This is a genomic window from Nonomuraea sp. NPDC050451 (assembly GCF_044458585.1).
The window spans coordinates 504978-529429 of sequence record NZ_JBITHZ010000001.1; the positions used below are offsets into that span (position 1 = coordinate 504978).

General features: G+C 71.9%; 26 protein-coding genes. 13 read left to right on the plus strand and 13 right to left on the minus strand.

What is annotated here, in order from left to right; translation table 11 throughout:
- The first annotated feature begins 86 nt into the window (after positions 1-86).
- Positions 87-794 (plus strand): lysophospholipid acyltransferase family protein, encoded by a 708-nt coding sequence (locus tag ACIBI9_RS02220; protein ID WP_397220095.1) that lies wholly within the window; start codon positions 87-89, stop codon positions 792-794.
- A 2-nt stretch (positions 795-796) separates the two neighbouring features.
- Here the strand turns inward: ACIBI9_RS02220 and ACIBI9_RS02225 are convergent, their stop codons facing one another.
- Positions 797-1258, minus strand: coding sequence for a MarR family winged helix-turn-helix transcriptional regulator (locus tag ACIBI9_RS02225; protein WP_397220096.1), 462 nt, complete (start codon positions 1256-1258; stop codon positions 797-799).
- An 81-nt stretch (positions 1259-1339) separates the two neighbouring features.
- Between ACIBI9_RS02225 and ACIBI9_RS02230 the strand changes: the two genes are divergently transcribed.
- Positions 1340-1768 (plus strand): DoxX family protein, encoded by a 429-nt coding sequence (locus ACIBI9_RS02230; protein WP_397220097.1) that lies wholly within the window; start codon positions 1340-1342, stop codon positions 1766-1768.
- A 46-nt stretch (positions 1769-1814) separates the two neighbouring features.
- Here ACIBI9_RS02230 and mmuM read toward each other — a convergent pair whose 3' ends face one another.
- The 3 genes from mmuM to ACIBI9_RS02245 all read right to left on the minus strand — a co-directional run bounded on the left by mmuM (position 1815) and on the right by ACIBI9_RS02245 (position 4323).
- Complete coding sequence (gene mmuM, locus ACIBI9_RS02235) at positions 1815-2681, minus strand: homocysteine S-methyltransferase (protein WP_397220098.1); 867 nt, start codon at positions 2679-2681, stop codon at positions 1815-1817.
- 39 nt (positions 2682-2720) lie between these two features.
- Positions 2721-3560 (minus strand): trehalose-phosphatase, encoded by an 840-nt coding sequence (otsB, locus tag ACIBI9_RS02240; protein ID WP_397220099.1) that lies wholly within the window; start codon positions 3558-3560, stop codon positions 2721-2723.
- 88 nt (positions 3561-3648) lie between these two features.
- Positions 3649-4323, minus strand: coding sequence for a Crp/Fnr family transcriptional regulator (locus tag ACIBI9_RS02245; protein ID WP_397220100.1), 675 nt, complete (start codon positions 4321-4323; stop codon positions 3649-3651).
- Positions 4324-4395: 72 nt separating this feature from the next.
- On the opposite strand from ACIBI9_RS02245, the gene ACIBI9_RS02250 reads away from it, so the two are divergent.
- Entirely contained in the window at positions 4396-4659 is a 264-nt protein-coding gene (locus ACIBI9_RS02250) for a YciI family protein (RefSeq protein WP_397220101.1), read from the plus strand.
- A 46-nt stretch (positions 4660-4705) separates the two neighbouring features.
- Here the strand turns inward: ACIBI9_RS02250 and ACIBI9_RS02255 are convergent, their stop codons facing one another.
- Together ACIBI9_RS02255 and ACIBI9_RS02260 are read right to left on the minus strand one after the other, a co-directional pair.
- Positions 4706-7057, minus strand: a complete 2352-nt coding sequence (locus ACIBI9_RS02255; RefSeq protein WP_397220102.1) for a VIT domain-containing protein — start codon at positions 7055-7057, stop codon at positions 4706-4708.
- Positions 7054-8064, minus strand: a complete 1011-nt coding sequence (locus ACIBI9_RS02260) for a MerR family transcriptional regulator (protein WP_397220103.1) — start codon at positions 8062-8064, stop codon at positions 7054-7056. Before ACIBI9_RS02260 ends, ACIBI9_RS02255 begins: the two co-directional genes overlap by 4 nt.
- Before the next feature lie 108 nt (positions 8065-8172).
- Between ACIBI9_RS02260 and ACIBI9_RS02265 the strand changes: the two genes are divergently transcribed.
- Positions 8173-8640 carry a Dps family protein gene (locus ACIBI9_RS02265; RefSeq protein ID WP_397220104.1) on the plus strand — a complete coding sequence of 156 codons (468 nt, stop codon included), beginning with the start codon at positions 8173-8175 and terminating at the stop codon, positions 8638-8640.
- Positions 8641-8839: 199 nt separating this feature from the next.
- Entirely contained in the window at positions 8840-9862 is a 1023-nt protein-coding gene (locus ACIBI9_RS02270; protein WP_397220105.1) for an alkaline phosphatase PhoX, read from the plus strand.
- Between the two features lie 5 nt (positions 9863-9867).
- Here the strand turns inward: ACIBI9_RS02270 and ACIBI9_RS02275 are convergent, their stop codons facing one another.
- Positions 9868-10461, minus strand: a complete 594-nt coding sequence (locus ACIBI9_RS02275; RefSeq protein ID WP_397220106.1) for a TetR/AcrR family transcriptional regulator — start codon at positions 10459-10461, stop codon at positions 9868-9870.
- Positions 10462-10558: 97 nt separating this feature from the next.
- Here ACIBI9_RS02275 and ACIBI9_RS02280 point away from each other — a divergent pair, with 97 nt between their 5' ends.
- Complete coding sequence (locus tag ACIBI9_RS02280) at positions 10559-12742, plus strand: MMPL family transporter (protein ID WP_397220107.1); 2184 nt, start codon at positions 10559-10561, stop codon at positions 12740-12742.
- Here ACIBI9_RS02280 and ACIBI9_RS02285 read toward each other — a convergent pair.
- Positions 12711-13622: a GNAT family N-acetyltransferase gene (locus tag ACIBI9_RS02285; RefSeq protein WP_397220108.1), complete on the minus strand. Its 912-nt coding sequence runs from the start codon at positions 13620-13622 to the stop codon at positions 12711-12713. The two genes, ACIBI9_RS02280 and ACIBI9_RS02285, sit on opposite strands and share 32 nt — an antisense overlap.
- A gap of 31 nt (positions 13623-13653) precedes the next feature.
- On the opposite strand from ACIBI9_RS02285, the gene ACIBI9_RS02290 reads away from it, so the two are divergent.
- Positions 13654-14556: a lactonase family protein gene (locus ACIBI9_RS02290; RefSeq protein ID WP_397220109.1), complete on the plus strand. Its 903-nt coding sequence runs from the start codon at positions 13654-13656 to the stop codon at positions 14554-14556.
- Between the two features lie 52 nt (positions 14557-14608).
- Complete coding sequence (locus ACIBI9_RS02295; protein WP_397220110.1) at positions 14609-15958, plus strand: N,N-dimethylformamidase beta subunit family domain-containing protein; 1350 nt, start codon at positions 14609-14611, stop codon at positions 15956-15958.
- 22 nt (positions 15959-15980) lie between these two features.
- On the opposite strand, the gene ACIBI9_RS02300 is transcribed toward ACIBI9_RS02295, so the two are convergent.
- A complete protein-coding gene (locus ACIBI9_RS02300; protein ID WP_397220111.1) occupies positions 15981-16706 on the minus strand; it encodes a Clp protease N-terminal domain-containing protein in 726 nt (241 codons plus the stop codon).
- 95 nt (positions 16707-16801) lie between these two features.
- Between ACIBI9_RS02300 and ACIBI9_RS02305 the strand changes: the two genes are divergently transcribed.
- Both ACIBI9_RS02305 and ACIBI9_RS02310 read left to right on the plus strand, forming a co-directional pair.
- Positions 16802-17002, plus strand: a complete 201-nt coding sequence (locus ACIBI9_RS02305; RefSeq protein WP_397220112.1) for a hypothetical protein — start codon at positions 16802-16804, stop codon at positions 17000-17002.
- 53 nt (positions 17003-17055) lie between these two features.
- Positions 17056-18060 (plus strand): hypothetical protein, encoded by a 1005-nt coding sequence (locus tag ACIBI9_RS02310; protein ID WP_397220113.1) that lies wholly within the window; start codon positions 17056-17058, stop codon positions 18058-18060.
- Here ACIBI9_RS02310 and ACIBI9_RS02315 read toward each other — a convergent pair.
- Complete coding sequence (locus ACIBI9_RS02315) at positions 18036-18245, minus strand: hypothetical protein (RefSeq protein ID WP_397220114.1); 210 nt, start codon at positions 18243-18245, stop codon at positions 18036-18038. The two genes, ACIBI9_RS02310 and ACIBI9_RS02315, sit on opposite strands and share 25 nt — an antisense overlap.
- Before the next feature lie 17 nt (positions 18246-18262).
- Here ACIBI9_RS02315 and ACIBI9_RS02320 point away from each other — a divergent pair, with 17 nt between their 5' ends.
- Positions 18263-18706, plus strand: a complete 444-nt coding sequence (locus tag ACIBI9_RS02320; RefSeq protein ID WP_397220115.1) for a pyridoxamine 5'-phosphate oxidase family protein — start codon at positions 18263-18265, stop codon at positions 18704-18706.
- A gap of 5 nt (positions 18707-18711) precedes the next feature.
- On the opposite strand, the gene ACIBI9_RS02325 is transcribed toward ACIBI9_RS02320, so the two are convergent.
- Positions 18712-20169, minus strand: coding sequence for an FGGY family carbohydrate kinase (locus ACIBI9_RS02325; protein ID WP_397220116.1), 1458 nt, complete (start codon positions 20167-20169; stop codon positions 18712-18714).
- 111 nt (positions 20170-20280) lie between these two features.
- On the opposite strand from ACIBI9_RS02325, the gene ACIBI9_RS02330 reads away from it, so the two are divergent.
- Positions 20281-21306 (plus strand): 6-phosphofructokinase, encoded by a 1026-nt coding sequence (locus tag ACIBI9_RS02330; RefSeq protein ID WP_397220117.1) that lies wholly within the window; start codon positions 20281-20283, stop codon positions 21304-21306.
- Positions 21307-21445: 139 nt separating this feature from the next.
- Here the strand turns inward: ACIBI9_RS02330 and ACIBI9_RS02335 are convergent, their stop codons facing one another.
- Positions 21446-22219 (minus strand): MHYT domain-containing protein, encoded by a 774-nt coding sequence (locus ACIBI9_RS02335; RefSeq protein WP_397220119.1) that lies wholly within the window; start codon positions 22217-22219, stop codon positions 21446-21448.
- A gap of 106 nt (positions 22220-22325) precedes the next feature.
- Complete coding sequence (locus tag ACIBI9_RS02340; RefSeq protein ID WP_397220120.1) at positions 22326-23192, minus strand: MHYT domain-containing protein; 867 nt, start codon at positions 23190-23192, stop codon at positions 22326-22328.
- 113 nt (positions 23193-23305) lie between these two features.
- Here ACIBI9_RS02340 and macS point away from each other — a divergent pair, with 113 nt between their 5' ends.
- Entirely contained in the window at positions 23306-24451 is a 1146-nt protein-coding gene (gene macS / locus ACIBI9_RS02345; protein WP_397220121.1) for a MacS family sensor histidine kinase, read from the plus strand.
- Position 24452 lies beyond the last annotated feature (1 nt).

Below are 24452 nucleotides of genomic sequence, written 5' to 3' on the forward strand. Positions count from 1 at the left end.
TGTGCGAGAGCTGATGTAGGAGCATCGTGTTCAAGGTGGGAAGATGACTCTGCTCACACGTTACGTGCTCGAGAAGAGGTGCCGGAGTGTTCTACTGGGTGGTCAAGGCCATCTTGGGTCCGTTCCTCCTCGCCGTCTTCCGGCCGTGGACGGAGGGCGCGGAAAATGTGCCCAAACAGGGGCCCGCGATCCTGGCCGGCAACCACCTGTCGTTCGCCGACCACTTCTTCGGCCCGCTGCAGATCCGCCGCAAGGTCATCTCGCTGGGCAAGGCCGACTACTTCACCGGGCGCGGCATCAAGGGCTTCTTCACCCGGCTGTTCTTCAGCGGCGTCGGCACCGTGCCGATCGACCGCTCCGGCGGCAAGGCGAGCGAGGCGGCGCTGCGCACCGGCCTGCGCATCCTGCGCGAGGGCCACATCCTCGGCATCTATCCCGAGGGCACCCGCTCGCCCGACGGCCGCCTCTACAAGGGCAAGACCGGCGTGGCCAGGCTCGCCCTGGAGTCGCGGGCGCCGGTGATCCCGTGGGCCGTGATCAACACGTACGAGATGATGCCGCCGGGGCGGCCGCTGCCCAAGTTCGGGATCCGGCCGGGCGTCAAGTTCGGCAAGCCGCTCGACTTCTCCCGCTACTACGGGATGGAGGACGACCGGCTGGTGCTGCGCGCCGTGACCGACGAGATCATGTACGCCCTGATGGAGCTGTCCGGGCAGGAATACGTCGACAAGTACGCCGCGAGCGCCAAGGTCGAGATGGAGCGCGCCGCGCGCGCCGCCGCCGCCAAGGGGTGAGCTCACCCGGAGGCGCGTAAGACGGCCTCGGTCTTCTGCATGGCCGTGGTCATCGTGTGCAGCTCCGCGCGGCTCAGCCGGTCGATCAGGTACGCGCGCACGACCTCCAGGTGACCCGGCGCCACCCGTTCCAGGCAGCGCACGCCCGCGTCGGTGAGCACCGCCAGCACCCCTCGCTCGTCGCCCGGGCAGGTGGCGCGTTCCACCAGGCCCGCCTTCACGAGCTGGGTGATCTGGTACGTCAGCGCGCTCTTCGACACCACGACCCCCTTGGCCAGCTCGGTCATGCGCATCTGATGGCCCGGGGCGTCCGACAGCCGCGCCAGGATTTCGTACTGCGGATGAGTCAGCCCGGCCGCGGCCTTGAGCTGCTCCTCGATCCGCCGTTCGAGCAGGTGGGCGGTGGACAGGAAGGCGCGCCAAGCCGCCATCTCCGTCGCGTCAAGCCATCGGGGGTCCGTCACCGGTTCAGTCTACTGTCGTTCAGATTTGAACAATCGATGCTAGGGTTGTTGTTCAAATCTGAACGACCCTAAGGAGATCGCATGATCGGCCAGGCGCGCCCCGTCGTCCTGCTGCTCGCGAGGATCGCCATCGGCGTGATCTTCCTCGTGCACGGCTACCAGAAGTTCGCGACCATGGGCATCGCGGGCACGACCAAGTTCTTCGAGTCCGTGGGCATCCCGCTGGCCTCCGTGGCCGCGCCCGCCGTCGCCGTGCTGGAGGTGGCCGGCGGGCTCGCGCTGATCCTGGGCGCCGCGCTGCCGATCGCCGGCACGTTGCTGGCCCTCGACATGGTCGGCGCCATCGTGTTCGTGCACGGCGCGAGCGGGTTCAGCGCCGGCGAGGGCGGCTACGAGTTCGTCCTGGCGCTGGCCGCGGCCAGCCTGGCCGTCGGCTTCACGGGCGGGGGCGCGCTCGCCCTGGACAACGTCCTGGCCCGCCGCCGCAGCCCCGAGTCGGCGCTCGCCTGACAGCTGCTTCTCCGGGACCCCGCGCGTGCGCGGGGTCCCGCTGTTTTCAGGAGAGGTGGGCGCGGATCTGCGCGATGTGCTCGGGCGTCGTACGGCAGCACCCGCCGATCAGCGACGCGCCAGCCAGCTGCCACTCCTTGGCCGCCTGCCCGAACTCCACCGGGTCGGCCAGCCCCAGCCACCGGCGGTGCCCGGCGTCCCAGGTCTCGCCCGAGTTGGGGTAGACCACCACGGGCAGCCCGCCCGCCAGGCACGAGATCAGCCCGGGGATGTGACGCGGCGCGGTGCAGTTGGCCCCGACGGCCACCACCTGCGGGTTTCCGCTGAACAGCGCGGCCGCCTCGGTGATCGGCGTGCCGTCGTTGAGCCGCTCGCCGTCGCGGCACGAGAAGCTCACCCACGCCTTCACCTCGGGCGTGCGGGCCAGCAGCCGGGCCAGCGCCCGCGCCTCGGGGTAGGACGGGATCGTCTCGCAGGCCAGCAGGTCGGCCCCGGCCGAGGCGAGGATCTCCCAGCGCGGCAGGTGCCAGTCGAACAGGCCGTCCTCGTCGAGGTCGTAGTCGCCGGTGTATTCGGCGCCGTTGGCCAGGAAGGCGCCGTACGGGCCGACCGACGCCGCCACCAGCCCGCGTCCGGCCTCGTCGCGTGCCTGCGCGGCCAGCTCGACCGACAGCCTGATCAGCCGCTCGGCCGCGGCCACGTCGAGGCCGCGCCGGACGAAGCCCGCGATCGTGGCCTGATAGCTGGCGGTCGTGGCCACGTCGGCGCCCGCCGCGAAGTAGTCGGCGTGGGCGCGCCGGATCAGCTCGGGCCGCTCCAGCAGCAGCCGCGCCGACCAGAGCTCGTCGCCGAGGTCGGCGCCGAGCCGTTCGAGCTGGGTGGACAGGCCGCCGTCCAGGACAAGTGCAGTCACCCCACCAGGGTACGAGCACGTGAGCGGGCCCGCGGCCGCCTACCGGGGGCGTGAGCCCGCGCCCACCACCGGGGGCCGGCCGGGGAAGGCGCTGATCACGTGGTCGAGCAGGGCCGGCGTGTCCTCGGGGGACTCCACCGTGAAGTCCGCCACGCGGGCCAGCTCGTCACCCGTCTCGGCGTTCGCCACCGCGACCCGGACGCCCATGAAGGCCGGGTCCCGCTCCTCCCTGCGGCGCAGCGCGTCGAAGGCCCGGCCGTCGGACAGGTCGTCGCCGAAGTACCAGGCGCGGGTCAGCGTCTCGATCTCGCGGGCGACGACCGTGCCCTTGTCGCGTTCGACGGGGGGTCTGAGCTCGACGACCATGCGCCCGTACTGCTCCCGCAGCCCCAGCTCGGCCGCCTTGCGGGACGACCACCGCTCGACCGCGCCGCGCAGCGCCGGGGCCGAGCGGTAGTGCAGCGCCACGATCAGGGCCTTGTCCTCGACCAGGATCTCGCGCGGCAGGTCGCGGGCGGCCTCCTCGGCCACGCGCCGCATGACCGGGGCCCACGGCTCGGCCCGGGCGTCCGTGCGCACGCGGCCGTCCTCGACGGTCTGCATGCCGTACAGGCCGAACAGGCGCAGCTGGGGAGCATCGGAGAAGCGGTCGCACAGGTACGCGGCGGGGCGGGCGGACACGATCGCGACCTTGCTCACGAGCCGGGCCAGCACCTGCAGCCGCTCCACCGCGCCGGCCACGGGAGACACCGCGCCGGGATCGTGCATGATCGGGGCGATGGTGCCGTCGTAGTCGAAGAAGAAGCCGGATCTGGCGCTCTCCGAGACGGTGGCGGACACTGCTTCGGCGAAGCGGAGCGGGGCGCGAGAGGTCGCCATGCTCAGTGACGATAGAACAGCGCGACCGGGTCGGACAGACGCCTTCCCGTGAATTTCCCGGCCCTTGCCCGCCACCCGCCGTTCATGATCACGACGCTGTGTCCGGGCCCGGGAGGGCCGCCAGCCGGGAGAGGGCGCGCGGGTCGAGCACGACCACCTCGCCGGCCCGGATCTCGATCATCCCCCGCCGCTCGAACCCGCGCAGGGCCCGGTTGACGCTCACCCGGGTCGCGCCGATCTCGGCCCCCAGGCCCGCCTGGCCCGCGTGGAGCGGTACCCGGCCGCCGGCGCAGCGCCGTACCAGCCAGGTGGCCACGCGGGAGGGCACGTCGCGCACCGCCGCGTCGGTGAGCCGCTCGTCGAGGTCCCGTACGGTGGCGGCCAGCGTGCGCAGCAGCCGCGCGGCGACGGACGGTTCGGCGGCGACGAGCTCCAGCACCGCCGAGCGCGGCAGGTACGCCACCTCCACCGCCGTCATGGCCGTCCGGGTCGCCCGGTGCGGGCCGTCCACGAGGAGCGCCGTCTTGTCGAACGCCACGGGCGCCTCCTCCACGGCGAGCACCACCTCCTTGCCCTCGGCGCTCACCCGCCCGGCCTTGACCCGCCCGTCGAGCAGCACGATCAGGTGCTCCGCCGGGTCGCCCTCGGTGCACAGCACCTGCCCGGCCGGGTAGCGCCGCCGCCGCGACAGCGCTACGAGCCCGCCTAGCCGCCCGTCGTCGAGCCCGCCGAACATCGGCAGGTCGGCCAGCGTGTACGTCATGTATCCCGATATACACCAGCCCGGTGCCCGGCGATGCTGAGCGACGGCACCGGGGGCCTCTAGCGTGCGGGCATGGCGAGATACGTACTCCAACTGGCCTTCGACGGCGCCCCCGGCCGCCTCGCGGCGCGCCCCGCGCACCGGGAACACCTGCGGCGGCTCAAGGACCAGGGGCGGCTGGTGAGCGCCGGGCCCTGGGCGGACGATTCGGGGGCGCTGCACGTGTACGAGGTGGCGGACGAGGCCGAGCTGCGCGACATCCTGCGGGAGGATCCGTACACGGCGGTCAACGGCTACGAGATCGTCCTGATGAAGCAGTGGACGCCGATCCTGTAGCCCCGTTCTCCGGGGGCCCGGCCGAGCCCCTGGAGAACGCCACGGCCTACGAGCGCTTCCAGAAGGGCCCGCGGCGAGGCCCGGACCCGCCGGACCCGGACCCGCCTTGGCCGGAGCCGCCCACGAGGGCCGTGAGGACCTCCACCGCCCGGTCGTGCAGGGCCTGGGCATCGGCGCCCGGCCGCTCGGCGGCCTCCAGCTCGCGGGCCAGCGTCTCCAGCTCCGCGTTGCCCCCGAGGTAGGCCGCCAGCGCGCCCAGCCGCGAGCCCAGGTCCGCCAGGTAGAGCAGATCGGCCATGGGCAGCGCCTTCAGCCGGTCGAGCTCGGCCACCAGCTGCGGCCTGACCGAGTCCAGCGGGTGAGCGGGACGCGGCGCGAACTTCGGCGCCCCGCCACCGCCGCCGGTCCTGCGTGGCGCGAAGGGGGCGGGCGCCGGCGGCCCGCCGAACCCCCCTCCGCCCCCCGCCGGCCCACCGGTCAGGAAATCCGGTGCCGCGTCGGCGGGACCGAGACCGGGGTCCGGCAGCCGCATCCGCGGGGCGGCCGGCGGGGCGGCCATCACCGCCGCCTGCGCCGTGAAGCCCATCATCGGCGGGTTCTGCGGCAGCTCCCACCCGCTCGGCGGCTCGACCGGCTGGATGACCCGGTGCTCCGGCCCTCCCTCGGCGACCTGCCTGGTGTCGACCGCCACGTACGCGGTGAAGCGGCACAGCACGCCGTACTCCAGCGACGTCCGCACGATCCGTGACTCCAGGTCGTGCTCGCCCATGGCGTACCGGTCCTCCAGCTCCCGCAGGTGCGCGCGGGCCCACACGGCCTGGATGGCCGGATTGTCCACCGCCACGCCCGTGACCTGCTCCTCCCACGGCCCTCCGGCCGCCAGGCCGCGCACGGTGAGCGAGGAGCCCTCGCGGCGGCGCCCGTACACGCGCAGCGGCACGCCCGGGAAGATCGACCCGAGATGGGTGACGGTGTCCGGCTCGACCTCGAGCCCCTTGAGGGAGAGGTCGGTCACCAGGGGAGCGCCGATCCTGCGGTGGATCTGCTCCATGGCCGCGTCCAGCCGGTCCTCCGACTCGACCAGCTCGCACCGGCCCGCGCCGAGCCCGGCCAGGCGGCCGAGGAAGCCGGCGTTCACGGCGCGGTCGATGCCGACCGTGTGCACGCGCATCGCCGACAGGGCGCCGCCCGCCTGCTCCAGGATCTGGTCCTCGTTGCCCACCTGGCCGTCGGTGACCAGGACGACGACGCGTTCCCGTTCGTTCCGGCCGCCCAGCAGGGCGATGGCCCGGCGCAGCGGCTCCAGCAGCTCGGTGCCGCCGCGGGCGTCCACCCGCGCCAGGTGCTCGACGGCGCGGTAGCGGTTGCGGTCGGACGCCTCCACCAGGCCCTCGAACGCCTCCTCCACCACCGAGTCGAACGTCAGCACCGCGAACCTGTCCTGGGCCGTCAGCGTGTCGACGATGCGGGCGGCGGCCCTCCTCGCGGCGACCATCTTCCAGCCGCCCATGCTGCCGGAACGGTCGAGCACCAGCACCAGGTCGCGCGGCGTGCGCGTGGACTGGAGCGGCGGCGGCACGACGGTGAGCGCGAAGGTCCCCCGGCTGTCGAGCTGCAGGGACGTGGACGCCTCGAACGACAGGCGCAGGATGAAGTCGCGGTCGAGCCGCTCGCCGGGGCGCAGGCGTACTGTGTGGCCCTCCTCCTCCACCACGTGCAGGCTGGAGGCCAGCTCGCGCAGCTCCAGCCCGGCCGCGTCCACGGTCGCGCTCAACGAGAGGCGCACCGGGTCGGGGAAGCCGGGCAGCAGGACGGGCGGGCTGATCCTGGACGCGTCCGGCACCGCGTCGGTGTCGGGCGCGACGCCGTCGCCCGCGGGCGGGCCGTCAATGGGGCTGCCCGGGATGTAGCGCGGGGCCACGACCAGCGGGAAGCGGAACGTGGCCGCCCCGTCCTCGTACGGCAGGGGCTGGCTCATGGTCAGCCGGACCGAGACGCGCTCGCCGGGCAGGATGTTGCCCACCCGGATCGTGAACACGTCGGGCCGGTCCTCCTCGGCGATCGCCGCCCGCCTGCCCTCGCGCAACGCCTGGTCGTAGTCGGCCCTGGCCTGGGCGCGCTCCTTCAGCACGCCCTCGATCACCCGGTCGTCGGCCTCCATCCTGAAGCCGGTGACGGCCGCCCGGTCGGGCAGCGGGAAGACGTACGTGGCCTCCAGGGTGACGTCGAACGGATTCCTGAACCCCTGCGTCACCTCGACCCCGGCGATGAGGCCGGAGATGTCGGTGTTCACGTCGACGCTCTCGAGCGGCAGGTTGCCGCGCTCGGTCCGCAGCGCGCCGAACCCGGCGTCCGGCACCGGCAGGCACCGTGCGGGCTCCAGCGAAGTGATCTTCATATCAGCTTCCTCTCTTCGAGCACCGCGAGCAACGGCCCTGCCGCCGCCAGCACCGCCTGAACGTCCTCCTCGGACGGGACCCGGCCCGCATCCAGCACCAGCCGCACCCCACCCCCCAACCTGACCCCCACGACAACCGCCCCACCCCGGACCTCCGGCCCGCCCTCAGGCGCACCGCCCGGCCCGCCCTCAGGCACACCGGCCAGCCCCGTCGAAGCCGGCGCATCGGGCGGGCCGGCCAGCAGGGTCGAGGGCGCGCCACCGGGCGCGCTCGGCCCGCTGCGGGGCGCGCCGGCCGTCTCGGGCAGCTGGCCGGCCGCCTCTGGAGCCCGCACGCTGCCCTTCCCCGGCCGCTCAGCCCAGAACCGCCCCCGCGTCGACTCCCGATCGCCCCGCTCACCGCCCTGCCGATGACGCGCCGCTTCGGCCGCGCCCGGCGCCGCATCCCCCCGTGCGCGCACATCGCCACGGGCTGCGCTCTGGGTGGTATCGTCACCGGCCCCCGTCGTTCCGTGCTCGGCCGCGTCCCGCTCGGTGGCGCCGCGCTCAGGCGCCCTGCGCTCGGCCGCGCCAGTGTCCTCAGGGCGGGCCGTCCGGGGCGCTCCGGAGACCGCATCCGGCATCCACGGCGTTCCCGGCACCGTCTCCGGTATCCCCGGCGCCGTATTCGGTGCGGCCTCGGACACCGGCGCCAGGCCCGCGGCGGTCTCCAGCATGCGGTCCGTGGCGCCCGCCAGAGCCGTCTGGATCTGGGCGATCGAGTGCCCGGCGGCCTGCAGCCGTTTCACGGCCACGAGTTGCAGCAGGTGCCGCCGGCCGTACTGGGCGATGCGGCCGCGCCTGGTCAGCGGCGGGTCCACCAGCCCGATCGTCGTATACCACCTGATCAGCCGCTCGCCGGGCACATCGCGGACCCGGCCGTTGGCGGCCGGGGCGCCGTCCGAGCCGGCCCGCAGCGCCAGCGCCGCGCGCTCGGCCAGCTCGCCGATGGTCCAGGTGTCGCTCATACCTCCACAATGACACTGTCATTGTTACACTGTCAATGACGTGGAAGAATGGCCGCCGCCATGTCGTTCTAAATAGGGAAAAGTCCGATCGACGGGGAGGAACAGGACATGGCCATGATCACCGGCCCGCTCTCGGGACAAGCCAAGGACACCGTCGCAGAGGCACTGCAGGGTGCCCTGGTCGATCTCATCGACCTCTCGCTGGTCGCCAAGCAGGCCCACTGGAACCTCATCGGCCCTCACTTCCGCCCGATCCACCTCCAGCTCGACGAGCTCACCGAGCTCGCCAGGTCCCACATGGACACCATCGCCGAACGCGCCGTCGCCGTCGGGATCAACCCGGACGGACGTTCCGCCACGGTCGCCAGGTCCACGAAGCTCCAGCAGCCGGAGTCCGGCTGGATCGAGGACGGCAAGGTCTTGGCGACGATCACCGACCTGCTGGACGGCGTCAGCAAGCGGATGCACGAGCGCGTCCGGGCCACCGACGAGCCCGACCCGGTCACCCAGGACCTGCTCATCGCGGTGGCACAGGACATCGACAAGCAGCACTGGATGTTCCAGGCCCAGGTCTGACCTGCCAGAAAGCCCGGGAGCCCGTACGGGAGCCCGGGCTTTGGCATGCGCGCCGGGGCCCGACGGCGGCTCGCCGACGTGAGTTGGCCGGATGATCGCGTAGGGGGAGACCGGGGTTTGCGCAGAGTTTGATGTCGCGAGTCCCTGCCATTCATGTCGGTGCGGTCGACTAGCGTGGCACCTAGAGGGAGGCCCCACGATGTCCCACAAGACTCTCCTCCGCACGGGCCCGCTCTTGCGGGGCGGCATCAGCCCGTACGGACCGCTCGGCCTGCCGGGCGCCGACGGCCTCGCGCTGCCCTCAGGCTTCACCGGCAGGGTGGTGGCCCGCTCGGGCCACAAGGTCGCCGGGCTGACCTGGCACGCGGCCCCCGACGGCGGCGCCTGCTTCCCCGACGGCGCCGGCTGGATCTACGTGTCCAACTCCGAGCTGCCCCTGCTCGGCGGCGCGTCGGCGCTGCGTTTCCGCGCCGACGGCACCATCGGCGACGCCTACCGCATCCTGTCGGGCACCGACCTCAACTGCGCGGGCGGCGCCACGCCGTGGCACAGCTGGTTGTCGTGCGAGCTGGGCCACCGCGGCCGCGTCTTCGAGTGCGACCCGTACGGCGCCCGCGCCGCCCGCCCCCGCCTGGCCATGGGCCGCTTCAAGCACGAGGCCGCCGCCTGCGACCCCGAGCGGCACGTCGTCTACATGACCGAGGACGAGCCCGACGGCTGCTTCTACCGGTTCAGGCCGAGCGACTGGGGCGACCTGACCGAGGGCACGCTGGAGGTGCTGTGCTCCTCGGGCCGCTGGCAGGTGGTGCCCTCGCCGGCGGCCCTGCGCACGGAGGCCCGCCACCAGGTCGACGACGCCCGCCACTTCGACGGCGGCGACGGCTGCCACTACGCGGGCGGGGTGTGCTACTTCACGACCAAGGGCGACACGGGCCTGTGGGCCTACGACGCGCAGACCTCCTCGCTGGAGCGGCTGTGCGAGGGCGTGCGCGCCATCACCGCCGCCCCCTCCGGCGACCTGTACGTGGCCAGGGAGACGACGGAGATCGACGTCATCACCCCCGACCGCGCGGTCACGCCGTTCCTCAGGCTGGAGGGGCACGCCGGGGCGGAGCTGACCGGGCTGGCGTTCTCGCCGGAGGGCGAGCGGCTCTACTTCTCGGCCCGGCGCGGCCGCACCGAGGGTCACACCTTCGAGGTGACCGGCCCCTTCCGGAGCTGAGCGCGTCAGCGCAGATAGCGGACCAGGGCGAGCTTCAGCTCCTCGACCAGCTCCGTCCCGCGCTCCGGCGTCGCGGTGGTGATCAGCGGCATCACCGCCTTCACCATGGCCACCGCCATCGTCCCCATGAGCTCGGCGCGCTCCTCCGCCAGGCCGGGGGAGCGGCGGCGGAGCATGGCCGCGACCTGCCGGGCGATGTCGGCGTGCAGCCGCTGCGAGGCCGAGGCCAGCTGGTCGCCCGTCGCCGACCCGTACAGGAGCGACCAGTACGCCGGTGACGCGCTCTTGAACCTGACGCTCTCGTCCACGACCTGCCCCACCAGGGCCTCCAGCGGCACCTCCGGGGTGACGGCGGCCAGCCGGGCGGCCCAGAACTCCTGCCGGTCGTCGGTGTAGCGGGACACCAGCCCGTCGAGGATCTCCTCCTTGTTGCGGAAGAACTGGTAGAGCGACCCGGGCGACATCCCCGCCCGCGTGGCGACGTGGTTCGTCGTCATGTCCGGGTATCCGACCTCGGCGATCACCGACTCGGCGGCGTCGAGGATCTCCGCCATGCGCTTCAGGCCGCGCGCCTGCCGGCGAACCGTGCGTTCAGGCATGGGTCTCCTCGTTGACAAATGCGAGCATTTACTTGTATTTCTGGTTCGGAGAGCAAACACGAGTAGTTTACCGAGTTTTGATTCGGGGGCACCTCACATGGCGCTGAACACGCGGCCACGGCCGGTCCACGCGAAGACGGCCGGGCCGCCGCTGCGCAGGCTGGGCTTCCTTCTCGTCCGGCGGCGCCGGGCCGTCCTCGCCCTGGCCCTGGTCGTGCTCGCCGTCGCCGCGGCGCTGGCGGCCGGGGCGGTGCCGCGGCTGTCGCTGGCCAGGTTCGAGGCGCCGGGGTCGGAGTCCGACCGGGCGCAGGCCGAGCTGGTACGGCGGTTCGGGACGGGCAGCCCCGACATGATCTTCCTGGTGACCGCGAAGACCGGCACCGTGGACGACCCCGCGGCCGAGGCCGAGGGCAGGGCGCTGACCACGCGGATCGGCGGGCAGGAGGGGGTCGCCGAGTCCGCCTCGTACTGGACCCGCGGCAAGCCCGCCACCATGCGCAGCCAGGACGGCAGGCACGCGCTGGTCGTGGTGCGCATCCCCGGGGACGCCGACCACGTGCGCGGGCAGGTGCTGCCCAGGCTCGTCCCCGGGATCACCGAGGGCACCGGCCTGCTCCAGGTGCGGGCCGGGGGAGGGGAGGAGGTCTTCAGGGAGACCGTGCCGCTGTCCAGGCAGGACTTCGTGCGGGCCGAGCTGGTCATCTTCCCGCTGGCGTTCGCGCTGCTCTGGCTCTACCAGCGGCGCGCCATGGCGGCCCTGGTGCCGATCCTGGCCGGGGTGTTCGCGATGGTGATCGCGCTGGCGCTGCTGCGCGTGCCCCTGGCCTTCGCCGAGATCTCCACGTTCGCCCTGAACCTGACCCTCGCGATGGGGCTCGGGCTCGGCATCGACTACTGCCTGTTCGTCATCCAGCGCTTCCGCGAGGAGACGCGGCGCGGCGCGGACCGGGCGAGCGCGGTGGCCGGGGCCGTGGAGCACGCGGGGCGGACGGTGCTGTTCAGCGGGCTCACCGTGGCCTCGTCCCTCGCCGTGCTGTTCGCGCTGCCGTTCGACTTCCTGAGATCCTTCGCGTACGCGGGCATCGCCGTCGTCGCCGGGGGGCTCTTCGCGGCGGTGATCGTGCTGCCCGCCGTGCTGGCCTCGATCGGGGCCACGGTGCTCCCCAAGCGGGTCCGGCCGGAGCGGGACGCGGGGTTCTGGCACGCGCTGGCCGTCCGGGTGATGCGGCGGCCGCTGGTGTTCGGCGGGCTGGCGACGGCGGTGCTGCTGCTGCTCGCCTCGCCGTTCCTGGGGCTGCGGTTCGGCGTGGCCGACGACCGCATCCTGCCCCCGGAGGCGTCGTCCCGGCAGACGCAGGAGATCATCCGCCGGTCCTTCCCGGCGGAGGAGACTGACGCCATCCAGATAATCGCCAAAAATCAGGCGTCAGGCGATATTTCGCAGTATGCGGGGGCGTTGTCCCGGCTCCCCGGGGTCGCCCAGGTCGACTCCGCCGCCGGCTCGTTCGCGGACGGCGGCAGGGTCGGCGACGGTGCCCCCGAGAGGTTCCGCCGCGGGTCGATCCAGGACACCTGGCTGTCCGTGGTCCCGTCCGCCGAGGCGCTGGCCGACGACCCCGTGCGGCTGGTGGAGTCCGTACGCGCCGTCGAGCCGCCCTTCGAGGTCCTCATCGGCGGCTATCCGGCCGAGCTGGCCGACTACCGCGCCTCCGTCGTCGACCGGCTCCCCCTGGTGCTGGCCCTCATGCTCGGCGTCACGTTCCTGGTCCTCTTCGGGATGACCAGAAGCCTGGTCATCCCGCTCAAGGCGTCCCTGCTGAACCTCCTCAGCATGGGTGTCATGTTCGGCGCCATCGTCTGGGTCTTCCAGGACGGAAACCTCGCCGGCCTTCTCGGCTTCACCCCCACGGGCACCCTCGACCCCAGCATCCCGATCCTGATGCTCAGCGTCGCGTACGGCCTGTCGATGGACTACGAGGTGTTCCTGCTCTCCCGCATCAAGGAGGAGTACGACAGGACGGGCGACACCGAGCAGGCCGTGGCCACCGGCCTGCAGCGGGGCGCGCCGCTGATCACGGCCGCCGGCGGGATCCTGGCGCTCACGTTCGCCGCCTACGCCACGGCGCAGGTGATGTTCGTGCAGATGCTGGGCGTCGGCATGGCGGTGGCCGTGCTGGTCGACGCGACCGTGATCAGGGCGGTGCTGGTGCCGAGCCTGATGAGCCTGGCGGGCCCGCTCAACTGGTGGCCTAGAGGTCGCGTGACCACATCTGCTCGGTGACCTCGGCCCCGTTCTCCGTGCCCTTCTCCTCCGAGTCCAGCTCGAACCCGGCCTGCTGGTAGATCCGCCGCGCGCTCACCAGGCAGTCGCGGGTCCACAGCGTGATCCGCTTGTAGCCCTCGGCCCGCGCGTGCCGCAGGCACTCCTCCACGAGCCGCCGCCCGAGCCCCAGCCCTCTGGCGGACGGCTCCACCAGCAGCATCCGCAGCTTGGCCGTCGTCTCGTCCTGCCGCACGCAGAACACGCAGCCGGCCCGCTCGCCGCCCACCTCGGCGATCCACCCGGCGTCCCGGGAGAAGTCGAGATCGCCGACGATCCTGGCGACGAGCTGCTCGAACTCCGTGCCCCAGCCGTACTCGCGGCTGTAGAGGTCGCCGTGCCGGTAGACGACCCAGCCCAGGTCGCCCGTGCGCGGAGGCCTGATCACGTACGGCTGCCCGGCGCCGCCGTCCCCCAGCAGCCCCCTGATCGTGGCCATGCCGGCCACCAGCCGCCCCTGGCTCTCGTCCGGCAGCCCGGACAGCAGCCGCTCGATCTCCTCGGCCGAGCGCCTGTCGAGGTTCGCGAACGTCTCCGTGCCCGCGGAGGTGAGCCGTACGAGCTGCTTGCGGGCGTCCGACGACGAGCGCTCGCGCGAGATCAGCCCGTCGGTCTCGAAGCGCGCCAGGATCCTGCTGAGGTAGCCCGCGTCCAGGTCGAGCAGGGAGCGCAGCGCCCCGGTCTCCATCGGAGCGGCGTGCGCCAGCTCGAACAGCACCCTCACCTCGGTCAGCGAGTACGGCGAGTCGAGCATGCCCGCCTGCAGCACGCCGATCACTTTCGTATAGAACCGGTTGAAGGCCCTGACCTCAGAGACCCTTGCCTCTGTCAACGAACTCATTGCTACAGTCAACCATGAGAGGATCCCGGTTGTGAAGCGCGTCTACATAGGCGGATACGGCCCCGGCATCGTCACGGTCGGCGGCGGGCTCACCAGAGTGGCCTCGCCGTCGTTCCTGGCCGCCCATCCCACCCTGCCGGTGCTGTACGCGGCGGGCGAGCTCGAACGCGGCTGGCTCACCGCGTTCCAGGTCGGTGAGACCCTCGACGTGCTGGACGAGCGGCCGAGCGAAGGCTCGCTGCCCTGCCACGTCGCCGTCGACCCGACCGGCAGCGTGCTCGCGGCGGCCAACTACGGCGACGGCGTCGCCGTCGTCTACCGCCTCGACGATCGCGGCGCGTTCGAGGGCGAGCCGATCGTGCTGCGCCACCAGGGCTCCGGCCCGGACCCCGAGCGGCAGGAGGGTCCGCACGCCCACGAGGCCGTCTTCCACGACGGGATCCTGCACGTCTCCGACCTCGGCACCGACGAGATCCGCCGTTACCGCTACGACGGGACCGCGCTGGAGCCGATCAAGCTCGAGCCCGGTACGGGCCCGCGCCACTTCGCCTTCTCCGGATCGCGCCTCTATGTGGCGGGCGAGCTGGCCGGCACCGTCACCCTCATCGAGGACGGGCGCCACACGGTCGTCCCCGCCTCGCGTGCGGAGGGCAAGAACGCCCCGTCCCACCTCCAGCTCGGCGACGACCTCGTGTACGTCGCCAACCGCGGGCCCGACACTGTCACGGTGCTGCGCGCCGCCGACCTGTCGCACGTGGCGGAGGTGCCCACGGGCGGTGACTGGCCCAGGCACTTCGCCATCGACGGGACCACCATGTACGTGGCCGACCAGCACTCCGACGCCGTCACCGTCTTCCGGCTGAAGGACGGCGTGCCCGAGCCCGCGGGGGAGGCGTACGAGGTCGAAAGCCCGGCCTGCGTGCTGATCATGTAAGGAGTTCGCCAAGTCACGGCTCATCGGGTCGTTCGGTCATGACCATGGACGGGTGCGAAAGATCCTCGTCATGCTGTCGTCGCTGGTCGTCGTCGCCGGGTGCGGCGGCTCGCCCCCGGCTCCCGCCCCGGACCTGGTCCAGCGCCCGGACCCGGCCGGGACGCCTCCGTCCGTCGCGGAGGTGCAGGAGTCGTGGCACATCACCCGGCTCGGCGCGGAGCACGAGATCGAGGGCTACGCCGACCGGGCGAGCGTCCTGCCGGGCGAGCGCTTCGGGCTGCGGGTCTCGACGACCGCTCCGCGCTTCTCGGCGCGCGCCTTCCGCATGGGCGCGAACCCGGTCAAGGTGTGGGAGTCGCCCGCCGTCCAGGGCGTACGGCAGGCGCCGATGCGGCTCGTGGACGGCACGGTGAGCGCGGCCCACTGGCGGCCCTCGCTCACCGTGGACACCGCGGGCTGGGCCGAGGGCGCGTACCTGATCAGGCTCGACGCCTCGACCGGCGCCCAGCGCTACGTCCCGATCACCGTGCGCTCGGCCTCCACCGCCGGCCGGGTGGTGATGGTGAACGCGGTCACCACCTGGCAGGCGTACAACCGGTGGGGCGGCCACAGCCTCTACATGGGCCCGCGCGGGTACGCCGACCGCTCCCGCGCCGTGACCTTCGACCGCCCGTACGACGACGTCGGCGCCCGGCTCTTCCTGGACTTCGAGAAGGAAGCGCTGGCCGTGGCCGAGCAGAGCCACGTGCCGCTGGCGTACCTGACGAATCTGGACCTCAATCCCGGCGTGCTGGACGGCGCCCGTGCGGTGGTGTCGCTGGGGCACGACGAGTACTGGTCGCCCGGCATGCGCGCCGTCGTCACCACGGCCAGGGACGCCGGCACGAACCTGGCCTTCCTCGGCGCCAACGCCGTCTACTGGCGGATCGCGATGCACGGCAGGACGCTCGCCTGCGACAAGGAGCGGCTGTGCCGGCTGTGGCGGGACTCCAAGCCGGAGAGCGCGCTGGTGGGGCAGATGTACGACTGCTTCCCGGCGGAGGGTGCCTACCGGGTGACGCGGCCACGCCACTGGATCTTCGCCGGGACCAAGGGGAGGCGATTCCCGGGGATGGTCGGCGTGGAGTCCGACAAGGTGTCGCGCGGGTCGCCGGGGAACGTCCAGGTGCTGGCGGAGTCGCCGTACTCGTGCGGCGGCGGGCGGGCGACCCACTCCAACAGCACCTACTACGTGGCGCCCAGCGGGGCGGGGGTGTTCGCGTCGGGGACGATGCGCTGGGTGTGCGCGATGCGCGGAGAGCGGTGCGGCCACGGCGTCTCCGACCGCGCCGCCGCCTTCACCCGCCGCGCGACCACCAACCTCCTGACCCGCTTCGCCCGGGGCCCGGCCGGCGCTCATTGACGTGCCCCATTGACGTGCCCGGTCAGGTCATGGTGTCCCGCAGGATCTCGCCGAGCGTCCGGACGATCTCGCGCTCGGCGGGCTCCTTGGTCACGCCCAGCTCGCCCAGCGCGCGGGCCACCGGCTCGTCGTCCAGCGACAGCACGCCCAGCAGCAGGTGCTCGGTCCCGACGAAGGGGTGGCCCAGCCGCAGCGCCTCGCGCAACGTCAGCTCCAGCGCCTTCTTGCTCTGCGCCGCGAACGCCACGGCCTCGGTCGTGGGCTCCCCGCCCGGCCCGAGCGCCGCCCTGGCGGCCTCCCCGACCGCCTCCGGCGAGGCCCCGAGCGTCACCATGGCCTTGGCCGCCAGCCCATCCGGCTCGCTCAGCAGCGCCAGCACCAGGTGCCCCACCTCGATGTGACCGTGCCCCGCGTCCTGGGCCTCCTTCTGCGCCCGCACGACGACACGGCGGGCCCGATCGGTGTAGCGGGCGTAGGCCCGCAGCTCCGCGGACAGGGAGCCGCCGTCCTTGGGCACGAACCGCTTCTGCACGGCCTGCTTGCTGACCCCCATGCTGCGCCCGATGTCGGTCCAGGACGCCCCGGACCGCCTGGCCTGGTCCACGAAGTGCCCGATCAGATGGTCGGCCACCTCGCCGATGTGCTCACCCAGCGACACGGCATCGGCCAGCTCTTCCAGCGGGTCGCCGTCGGGGTGGCGGCTCTTGATCGCGTTGATGAGGTCGTCGAGACGAACGATTCTCTCCATGCGTCAACCATAGGTTGACGATAAGTGTCCGTCAACCCTAGGTTGACGCTCGGCGGCCTATCGCCTGGCTCCCGAATCCCGGCCATCCTGAGCCTGTGATGGACAGTGACGGCACCGCGGCGCAGACACCCGCTCGACGGCTCGTGGCCCAGGCCGACAAGGTGTGGGGCGACGACGGCGTGGACGCGGCCGAAGCGCTGTACACCAGGCGTACGCCCTGGCTCCCGACGACGAACAGGTGGCCGACTCGTACGCGTACGCGCTCTACTACCAGGGCCGGTATCGGGATGCTCTGACGCTGTTGTCGTCGATGTCGGAGAGCGTGCGACGCTCTCAGGAAGTTCGGGCGATGGCCCGCTGGATCTACGAGGCGATCGGCTGGTATGCGCACGCGCTCGACGAGGCCCGGTGGCTCGCGTACTTCAGCGGATGGCGCCGGATCATCAGCCCCTGGTGGTTACGGACCTGGCTGCGGACCGGCGGCCCGATCCCGACCGTGCGGCGGCGCGTACACGCCTGGGAGGTGCGCCGGAAACTGACCTGGGACCAGTGGGCGAAGCAACTGGACATCGTCGACACGCTGGACATCTCACACGACGCCGTGCGCTTCCGGGTCCGGACCAGGCTGGACGAGTACACCAGGAAGTGGAGCTCGGCCCACGTCTGGTTCGACCCGTCCGGCAGGTGGGGCCGCGGGTCCCGGGTCGCGGCCGGGCTGGCGGGGCAGGCCGCGGCGACGTGGCTGGCGGCGGCGCATTGGTGGGGACCGATGCCGCTCGCGGTCGGAACGTGTGTCGTCGCCGGTTACGCCCTCGTGGTCCTCAACAACATCCTCATCCAGAACCCGGTCACCACCCGAGGCAGCCTCGTCGCGGAGTGGCTGGCGTGGCTGCTGGCGGTCGCCGCGGGCGTCACCGCCTGGGTCACCCGCGTCTACACGCCAGGAGCCGAGTTCGGGGTCTGGCCGGACGGTGCGTGGCTGACGGTCTTCGGGTACGCCGTGCACTGGCTGATCAGGCGGGTGACGTACCGGGCCGCACGCCTCTTCACGGCCGTCCGGGCGTCCAGGGTGTGGCGGGCCGACACCCGGTGGGCGATCCTCGACTCGCTGGTCCGGCTGATCCGCGCCGTGTCCGACTCGGTGGACAGGAACGACCTCCAGGTAAGAGCCGGCTGGATCCACGAACTCGAGTGGGTGGCCCAGCGGATCGAAAAGGACCTGCCTGCGAGCCTCATGGGCAAGGGCGACAGCCGTACGTACGAGTGGGCGGTGGAAGGGATGACGACGGTGAGCACTCCTGACCTCGCCCAGCAGGTCGGTCGCCGTCGTCAGGGGGCGAAGGCTCGGCGGTAGGCGGTGGGGGTGGTGGCGAAGGCCCGCGGGCTCATGCCGAACCGGGTCTGGAAGTTGCGGTGCAGCGTGCGGGTGGACTGCATGCCCCGGCGGGCGAGATCGGCGACGCTGATCGGCAGGTGCAGGTTGGCGCTCGCCCAGGCGGTGACCTCGGCCAGCTCGGACGGCCCGGGTCTTCCACGCACGAGGACGGTGACGAACCATGGGTAAGACGTACGAACGCATCACCGGCCGTCTGCGCGCGTTCATCGAGGCGCAGCCGGTGTTCTTCACGGCCACCGCGCCGCTCGCCGGTGACGGCACGGTCAACCTGTCTCCCAAGGGGCTGGCGGGGTCGCTGGCGGTCCTGGACGAGGTGACGGTGGCGTACCTCGACTTCGCCGGCAGCAACGCGGAGACCATCGCCCACCTGCGCGAGAACGGCCGGATCACTGTGATGTGGTGCGCCTTCCAAGGGCCGCCGAACATCGTGCGGGTACACGGGCGCGGCGAGCCCGTCTTCCGCGACGACCCCAGGTGGGCCGAGCTGATCAGCCACTTTCCCGCGATCGACACCGGCGCGCACGGCTGCGGGCGATCATCGTCGTGCATGCCGAGCATCGACGGGTTGCCGGGACTGCCCCTGCCGCTGCCCCCCACGCCCTGAGGGTCCTATCGGCGGGAGGCCAGCTCGACGGCGGCCCGCCAGCGCTCGTAGGCGGCGTCGTCGCGCGGGCCGGGCTCGAAGCGGCGTTCGAGCTGCCAGGTGTGGCGCAGCTCGGTCCGCGAGGCCCACACGCCCGCTCCCAGCCCGGCCAGGAAGGCGGCGCCGAGGGCCGTGGTCTCCTGGATGGCCGGGCGCTCGACCGCCGCCCCGAGCTGGTCGGCCTGGAGCTGCATGAGCAGGTCGTTCGAGCTGGCCCCGCCGTCGGCCTTGAGCACCGGGACGGCGCCCCCGGTCATGACCTCCACCACGTCCCGCACCTCGAACGCGATCGCCTCCAGCGTGGCCCTGACCAGGTGCGCCCGCGTCGTGCCCCGCGTGATGCCGGTGATCAGCCCGCGTGCGCCGGGGTCCCAGTGCGGCGCCCCCAGCCCCGTCAGGGCCGGTACGAAGACCACGCCCCCGCTGTCGGGCACCGTGCGGGCTATGGCCTCGGATTCCGGCGCCGTGCCGATCAGGCCCAGCCCGTCGCGCAACCACTGCACGGCGGCCCCGGTCACGAAGATCGACCCCTCCAGCGCGAACGTGCGCTCACCCGACGGCGTCTGCCAGGCCACCGTGGTCAGCAGCCCCGCGTCGGAACGGACGATCTCCCCGCCGAGGTTGGCCAGCACGAACGAGCCCGTGCCGTAGGTGCACTTGACGTCCCCCACGTCGAAGCACGTCTGCCCGAACAGCGCCGCCTGCTGGTCGCCGGCCACCCCGCTGATCGGCAGCTCCAGCCCGAGGAAGGCGGACGGCTCCGTGAGCCCCAGCGGCCCGTAGTTGGGCACGATCTCGGGCAGGGCCTCCATGGGCACCCCGAACAGCTCGCACAGCTCCGGCTCCCAGTCGCCGGAGGCGAGGCCGTACAGGAGGGTGCGTGAGGCGTTGGACGGGTCGGTCACGTGCCGCGCGCCCGCCGTGAGCCTGGCGATCAGGTAGGAGTCGACCGTCCCGATGGCGATGTTCCCGGACTGGACGCCCGCCCAGGTGCTCTCGTCGTGCTCGGCGAGCCACGTCAGCTTCGTCGCGGTGAAGTACGGGTCGAGCCGCAGCCCGGTCAGCTCCGACACGCGCGGCTCGTGGCCCGCCTCGCGCAGCCGGTCGCAGATCCCGGCCGTGCGCCGGTCCTGCCACACGATGGCCCGGGTCGGCGCGGCCAGCGTGCGCCGGTCCCAGAGCACGGCGGTCTCGCGCTGGTTGGTGATCCCGACGCAGGACGGGGAGCCGGAGGCCCCGCTCAGCGCGGTGCCGCACGCGGAGAGCGTGGCCTGCCAGATGGCTTCGGGATTGTGCTCCACCCATCCGGGGGAAGGAAAGTGCTGTGCGAACTCCTCGTAGCCCTTGGATTCGATTTGTCCGTTTTCGGTGACTACGAGAGCAGTCACGCCTGTCGTCCCGGCGTCAATGGCCAACACACTCACGAAATATCCCCGCAATCTGGGCAGCCTTGCGTTTGGTCTAGACCACTGCCCGTGACGACGGGCACAATGCGAGTCTGACATCAAGGTGACCCCCATCGGGAGGAACCCGCCATGCGTATTGGAGTGCTGACCGGGGGCGGCGACTGCCCCGGCCTCAACGCCGTGATCAGGGCAGTGGTGCGTAAGGGGGTGAGCGTCTACGGTCACGAGTTCGTCGGATTCCGTGACGGCTGGCGCGGCCCGCTTGAAGGCGACACCATGCCGCTCGACATCCAGGCCGTGCGGGGCATCCTGCCGCGCGGCGGAACGATACTGGGCTCTTCCCGGACCAACCCCATCAAAATCGAGGGTGGGGTCGACCGGATCAAGGAGAACCTCGCCGCCACCGGCGTCGACGCCTTGATCGCCATCGGCGGCGAAGACACCCTGGGCGTCGCCAAGCAGCTGTACGACCGCCACGTCAACGTGGTGGGCGTGCCCAAGACCATCGACAACGACCTGTCGGGCACCGACTACACCTTCGGCTTCGACACCGCCGTCAACATCGCGACCGAGGCCATCGACCGCCTCCACACCACCGCCGAGTCCCACCACCGGGCGCTCATCTGCGAGGTCATGGGCCGCCACGCGGGCTGGATCGCGCTGCACGCCGGCATGGCGGGCGGCGCGAACGTCATCCTCATCCCCGAGCGGCCCTTCGACATCGACCGGGTCTGCGAATACGTCGAGTCCCGCTTCCGCACCCGCTACTCCCCGATCATCGTGGTCGCCGAGGGCGCCCACCCGATCGAGGGCCAGATGGAGCTGCAGACGGGCGAGCTCGACGCGTTCGGCCACGTACGGCTGGGCGGCATCGGCGAGATGCTGGCCAAGGAGATCGAGAAGCGCACCGGCAAGGAGGCCCGCACCACGGTGCTCGGCCACATCCAGCGCGGCGGCACCCCGACGGCCTACGACCGGGTGCTGGCCACCAGGTTCGGGCTGCAGGCCATCGACGCCGTCCACGAGGGCGACCACGGCAAGATGGTCGCCCTGCGCGGCACCGAGATCGTCCGAGTCGGGCTCGACGAGGCCACGGCCGAGCTGAAGACCGTGCCCGTTTCGCGCTACTCCGAGGCGGAGGTCTTCTTCGGCTGAGTGAAAGCCGCTTGCAAGCGCGCGGCCGTACCTTCTGAACCAGCGGGGTCACCGCTTGGGACCCCCGCCCGAAGGTACGGCTTGCGCCGCGGCGAGTCGGCGGCCCACCACGCGTCGCAAGCCGTACCTAGGAGATAGCTCAACCGCGGGGCGTGCCGAAGAGATCCACTTCCGGCGCGCCCTCGTCGTTGCCGCGCAGCCGCGCCCGATATTCCGCCTCGCTGCGCAGCTCCTTCTCCGAGGGGGAGAGGATGACGGCGAGCAGCAGCCCGACGGTGATCACGCTGATGCCGACGATCAGCGGCAGCAGCAGGTCGACGGCCTTGACGCCGGGCACGGGCACCATGTCGGAGTGCACGGCCACCGACATCGAGTACATCCCCGTGTAGTGCATGCCCGAGACCGCCACGCCCATGACCAGCGCCGCACCGCCGATCTTGAGGGCGCCGCTGACCCGCACCGTGAACCACAGCGCCACCGTCGCCGCCGCCACCGCGATCAGCACGGACACGGAGACGACCACCGGGTCGTAGGAGACGAGGGCCGACATGTTCATCGCGTACATGCCGAGGTAGTGCATGCTGGCCACGCCACAGCCGGTCAGGATGCCGCCGCCGAGCAGGTATGCCAGTCGCTCGCCGCCGTAGGAGACCAGGAACAGGCCCATCCCCACGACGACGACCGCGATGAGGGCGGACAGGGCGGTGAGCGGCACGTCGTAGCGGATCACCGAGCCGGTCACGGAGAAGCCGAGCATGGCGATGAAGTGCATCGTCCAGATGCCTGTGCCGCCGATCGCGAAAGCGGCCCCCACCAGCCAGAACTTACCCTCGCGCCCGCCGGCGAGGCGGGCTCTCGAGGTCAGCAGCAGGCCCAGCATGGAGCCCACGCTGGACATGGCGTACGCGAGCACGGGCGTTAACAGCCCAAAAGAAAAATGATCGATCGGCGACATGACCCCCACCCCAACCCCTACGCACCGATAAGGGAGTATGAACAGGGAGTCGCCGTCCGCGCAACTATCTTCTGCGACCCTGCATGGCCTGGCGGCGCTGCTGCGGCATCGGCATCGCCGGCGCGGGGTAGGTGAGCTGCTGCTGCTGGTTTGTACGCCGGCGCAGCTCCAGCTTGGCGACCAGTTCGGCGTCCTCGTGCAGCTCCTCCTCCGAGGGCGAGAGGATCACCATGAGGAGCATGGTCAGGGTGATCAGGCTGATCACGGTCATGAGGGGCACGAGGAAGTCGAGCGCGTCGGCGCCCGCGACCAGGCCGGGCTCGGTGTCGACCGTGACGTGCATCGCGTACATGCCGGTGTAGTGCATGCCCGAAACCGCCACGCCCATGACCAGGGCGGCCAGGGTGATCCAGATGGGCTTCTTGACCCGCAGCGTGAACCACAGGGCCACCGTCGCGGCCACGACGGCGATGGCCACGGAGACGGCAACGGTGATGCGGTCATAGGAAACGTGGGCGGACATGTTCATCGCGTACATGCCCAGGTAGTGCATGGAGGCCACACCCAGGCCGGTGAGCAGGCCGCCGCCGAGGAGCGCCAGCACCCGGCCGCCACCGTACGAGACCAGCAGCAGGCCGGTGCCCACCACCACGATGGCCACGATCGCGGAGGCGACGGTGAGCCACACGTCGTACTTGATCTGGGTGCCCTCCACCTCGAAGCCCATCATGGCGATGAAGTGCATGACCCAAATGCCGGTGCCGCCGATCGAGATGGCCGCGCCGAGCAGCCAGCGCACCCGGGAACCGCCGCGGGAGGCGTGCGCCTGAGCGGTGAGCCGTAGTCCGAGCATCGAGCCGATGCAGGACATCACGTAGGCGAGCAGGGGGGTCAGCAGGCCGTAGGTGAAATGATTCACAGCGGAGGTCATCTATCGGTTCCTTGGTAATTAGGGGTTCCCGGATTGTGCCATACCGGCATGTCCTATTCGCATAGATATCACCACTATCTGTCAACCTCTCTGTCGGAACATGAGAAGGGCTCATGGCTATCGAAGGCCCGTTCTGGCGAGCCATCGCGGTCTTCCGGGTGGCGTCGCTGGTGTACGCGGCCGTGCTGATGGCCCAGCACCGGGGCTACGAGCAGCCCGTGCTCGGCTGGCTGGTGATCGGGGTGATGGCGCTGTGGACGGCGGGGGCGACGTTCGCCTACTCGGCCGAGTCGGCGCGGCGCTGGCCGCTGCTGGCGATCGACCTGCTGGTCGCCATGGCCTGCCTGCTCGCCTCTCCGTATGTCGAGGGCGCCGGTCAGGGCGCGGAGGGCACCATGCCCGTGCCCGCGACGTGGATCGCCGGTCCGGTGCTGGCCTGGGCCGTGCACGGGGGAAGACGGCTGGGCGCGGTCGCGGCGGCCGTCGTCGCGGCGGGCGACCTGTGGCTGCGCGTCCGCACCGGCCAGGCGCCCATCCTGATCAACGGCGCGGTCCTGCTCTTCCTGGCGGGCGTCGTGGTCGGCCACGTGGCCCGGCTGGCCAGGCAGGCCGAGGAGCGCATGCAGCGGGCCATCGAGATGGAGGCCGCCCAGCGCGAGCGCGACCGGCTGGCCCGCGACATCCACGACTCGGTGCTCCAAGTTTTGGCCCTGGTCCAGCGGCGCGGCCGGCAGATCGGCGGCGAGGCGGCGGAGCTGGGGCGGCTGGCCGGCGAGCAGGAGGCCGTGCTGCGCCAGCTCGTCGCCCCGGCCTCCGCCCCCGTTCCCGTGGGGTCCGCCGACCTGCGTGCCCTCCTCCTGTCGCACGCCTCGCCCCAGGTGACGGTCTCGACGCCCGCCACGCCGATGATCCTGCCCGCGCCGGCGGCCGCCGAGACGGCCGCCGCCGTCCGCGCGGCGCTGGACAACGTACGGGACCACTGCGGGCCCGGCGCCCGCGCCTGGATCTTCGCCGAGTCGTCGGACGGCGCGATCACGGTGACGGTACGGGACGAGGGCCCCGGCATCGCCGAGGGCCGCCTGGCCGAGGCCGCCGCGGCCGGCCGCCTGGGCGTCGCCCAGTCCATCCGCGGCCGGATCGCCGACCTCGGCGGCACGGTCGCCTTCGCCAGTCGCATGGGGGAGGGCACTGAGGTCGAGATCACCGTGCCTTCCTCGGGGGCGTCGCTGTCGCGGGGCGGGACCGGAACGCACGGTTAGA

Excerpts from the sequence above, each read along its gene's own strand:
- ACIBI9_RS02280 (WP_397220107.1), top strand. The coding sequence starts at position 10,559 with ATGGCGCTGAACACGCGGCCACGGCCGGTCCACGCGAAGACGGCCGGG.
- ACIBI9_RS02260 (WP_397220103.1), bottom strand. The coding sequence starts at position 8,064 with ATGAGCGACACCTGGACCATCGGCGAGCTGGCCGAGCGCGCGGCGCTG.
- otsB (WP_397220099.1), bottom strand. The coding sequence starts at position 3,560 with ATGGCGACCTCTCGCGCCCCGCTCCGCTTCGCCGAAGCAGTGTCCGCC.
- ACIBI9_RS02270 (WP_397220105.1), top strand. The coding sequence starts at position 8,840 with ATGTCCCACAAGACTCTCCTCCGCACGGGCCCGCTCTTGCGGGGCGGC.
- ACIBI9_RS02320 (WP_397220115.1), top strand. The coding sequence starts at position 18,263 with ATGGGTAAGACGTACGAACGCATCACCGGCCGTCTGCGCGCGTTCATC.
- ACIBI9_RS02245 (WP_397220100.1), bottom strand. The coding sequence starts at position 4,323 with ATGACGTACACGCTGGCCGACCTGCCGATGTTCGGCGGGCTCGACGAC.
- ACIBI9_RS02285 (WP_397220108.1), bottom strand. The coding sequence starts at position 13,622 with ATGAGTTCGTTGACAGAGGCAAGGGTCTCTGAGGTCAGGGCCTTCAAC.
- ACIBI9_RS02310 (WP_397220113.1), top strand. The coding sequence starts at position 17,056 with ATGGCCCGCTGGATCTACGAGGCGATCGGCTGGTATGCGCACGCGCTC.
- ACIBI9_RS02230 (WP_397220097.1), top strand. The coding sequence starts at position 1,340 with ATGATCGGCCAGGCGCGCCCCGTCGTCCTGCTGCTCGCGAGGATCGCC.
- ACIBI9_RS02255 (WP_397220102.1), bottom strand. The coding sequence starts at position 7,057 with ATGAAGATCACTTCGCTGGAGCCCGCACGGTGCCTGCCGGTGCCGGAC.
- ACIBI9_RS02340 (WP_397220120.1), bottom strand. The coding sequence starts at position 23,192 with ATGACCTCCGCTGTGAATCATTTCACCTACGGCCTGCTGACCCCCCTG.
- ACIBI9_RS02265 (WP_397220104.1), top strand. The coding sequence starts at position 8,173 with ATGGCCATGATCACCGGCCCGCTCTCGGGACAAGCCAAGGACACCGTC.
- macS (WP_397220121.1), top strand. The coding sequence starts at position 23,306 with ATGGCTATCGAAGGCCCGTTCTGGCGAGCCATCGCGGTCTTCCGGGTG.
- ACIBI9_RS02330 (WP_397220117.1), top strand. The coding sequence starts at position 20,281 with ATGCGTATTGGAGTGCTGACCGGGGGCGGCGACTGCCCCGGCCTCAAC.
- ACIBI9_RS02275 (WP_397220106.1), bottom strand. The coding sequence starts at position 10,461 with ATGCCTGAACGCACGGTTCGCCGGCAGGCGCGCGGCCTGAAGCGCATG.
- ACIBI9_RS02300 (WP_397220111.1), bottom strand. The coding sequence starts at position 16,706 with ATGGAGAGAATCGTTCGTCTCGACGACCTCATCAACGCGATCAAGAGC.
- ACIBI9_RS02250 (WP_397220101.1), top strand. The coding sequence starts at position 4,396 with ATGGCGAGATACGTACTCCAACTGGCCTTCGACGGCGCCCCCGGCCGC.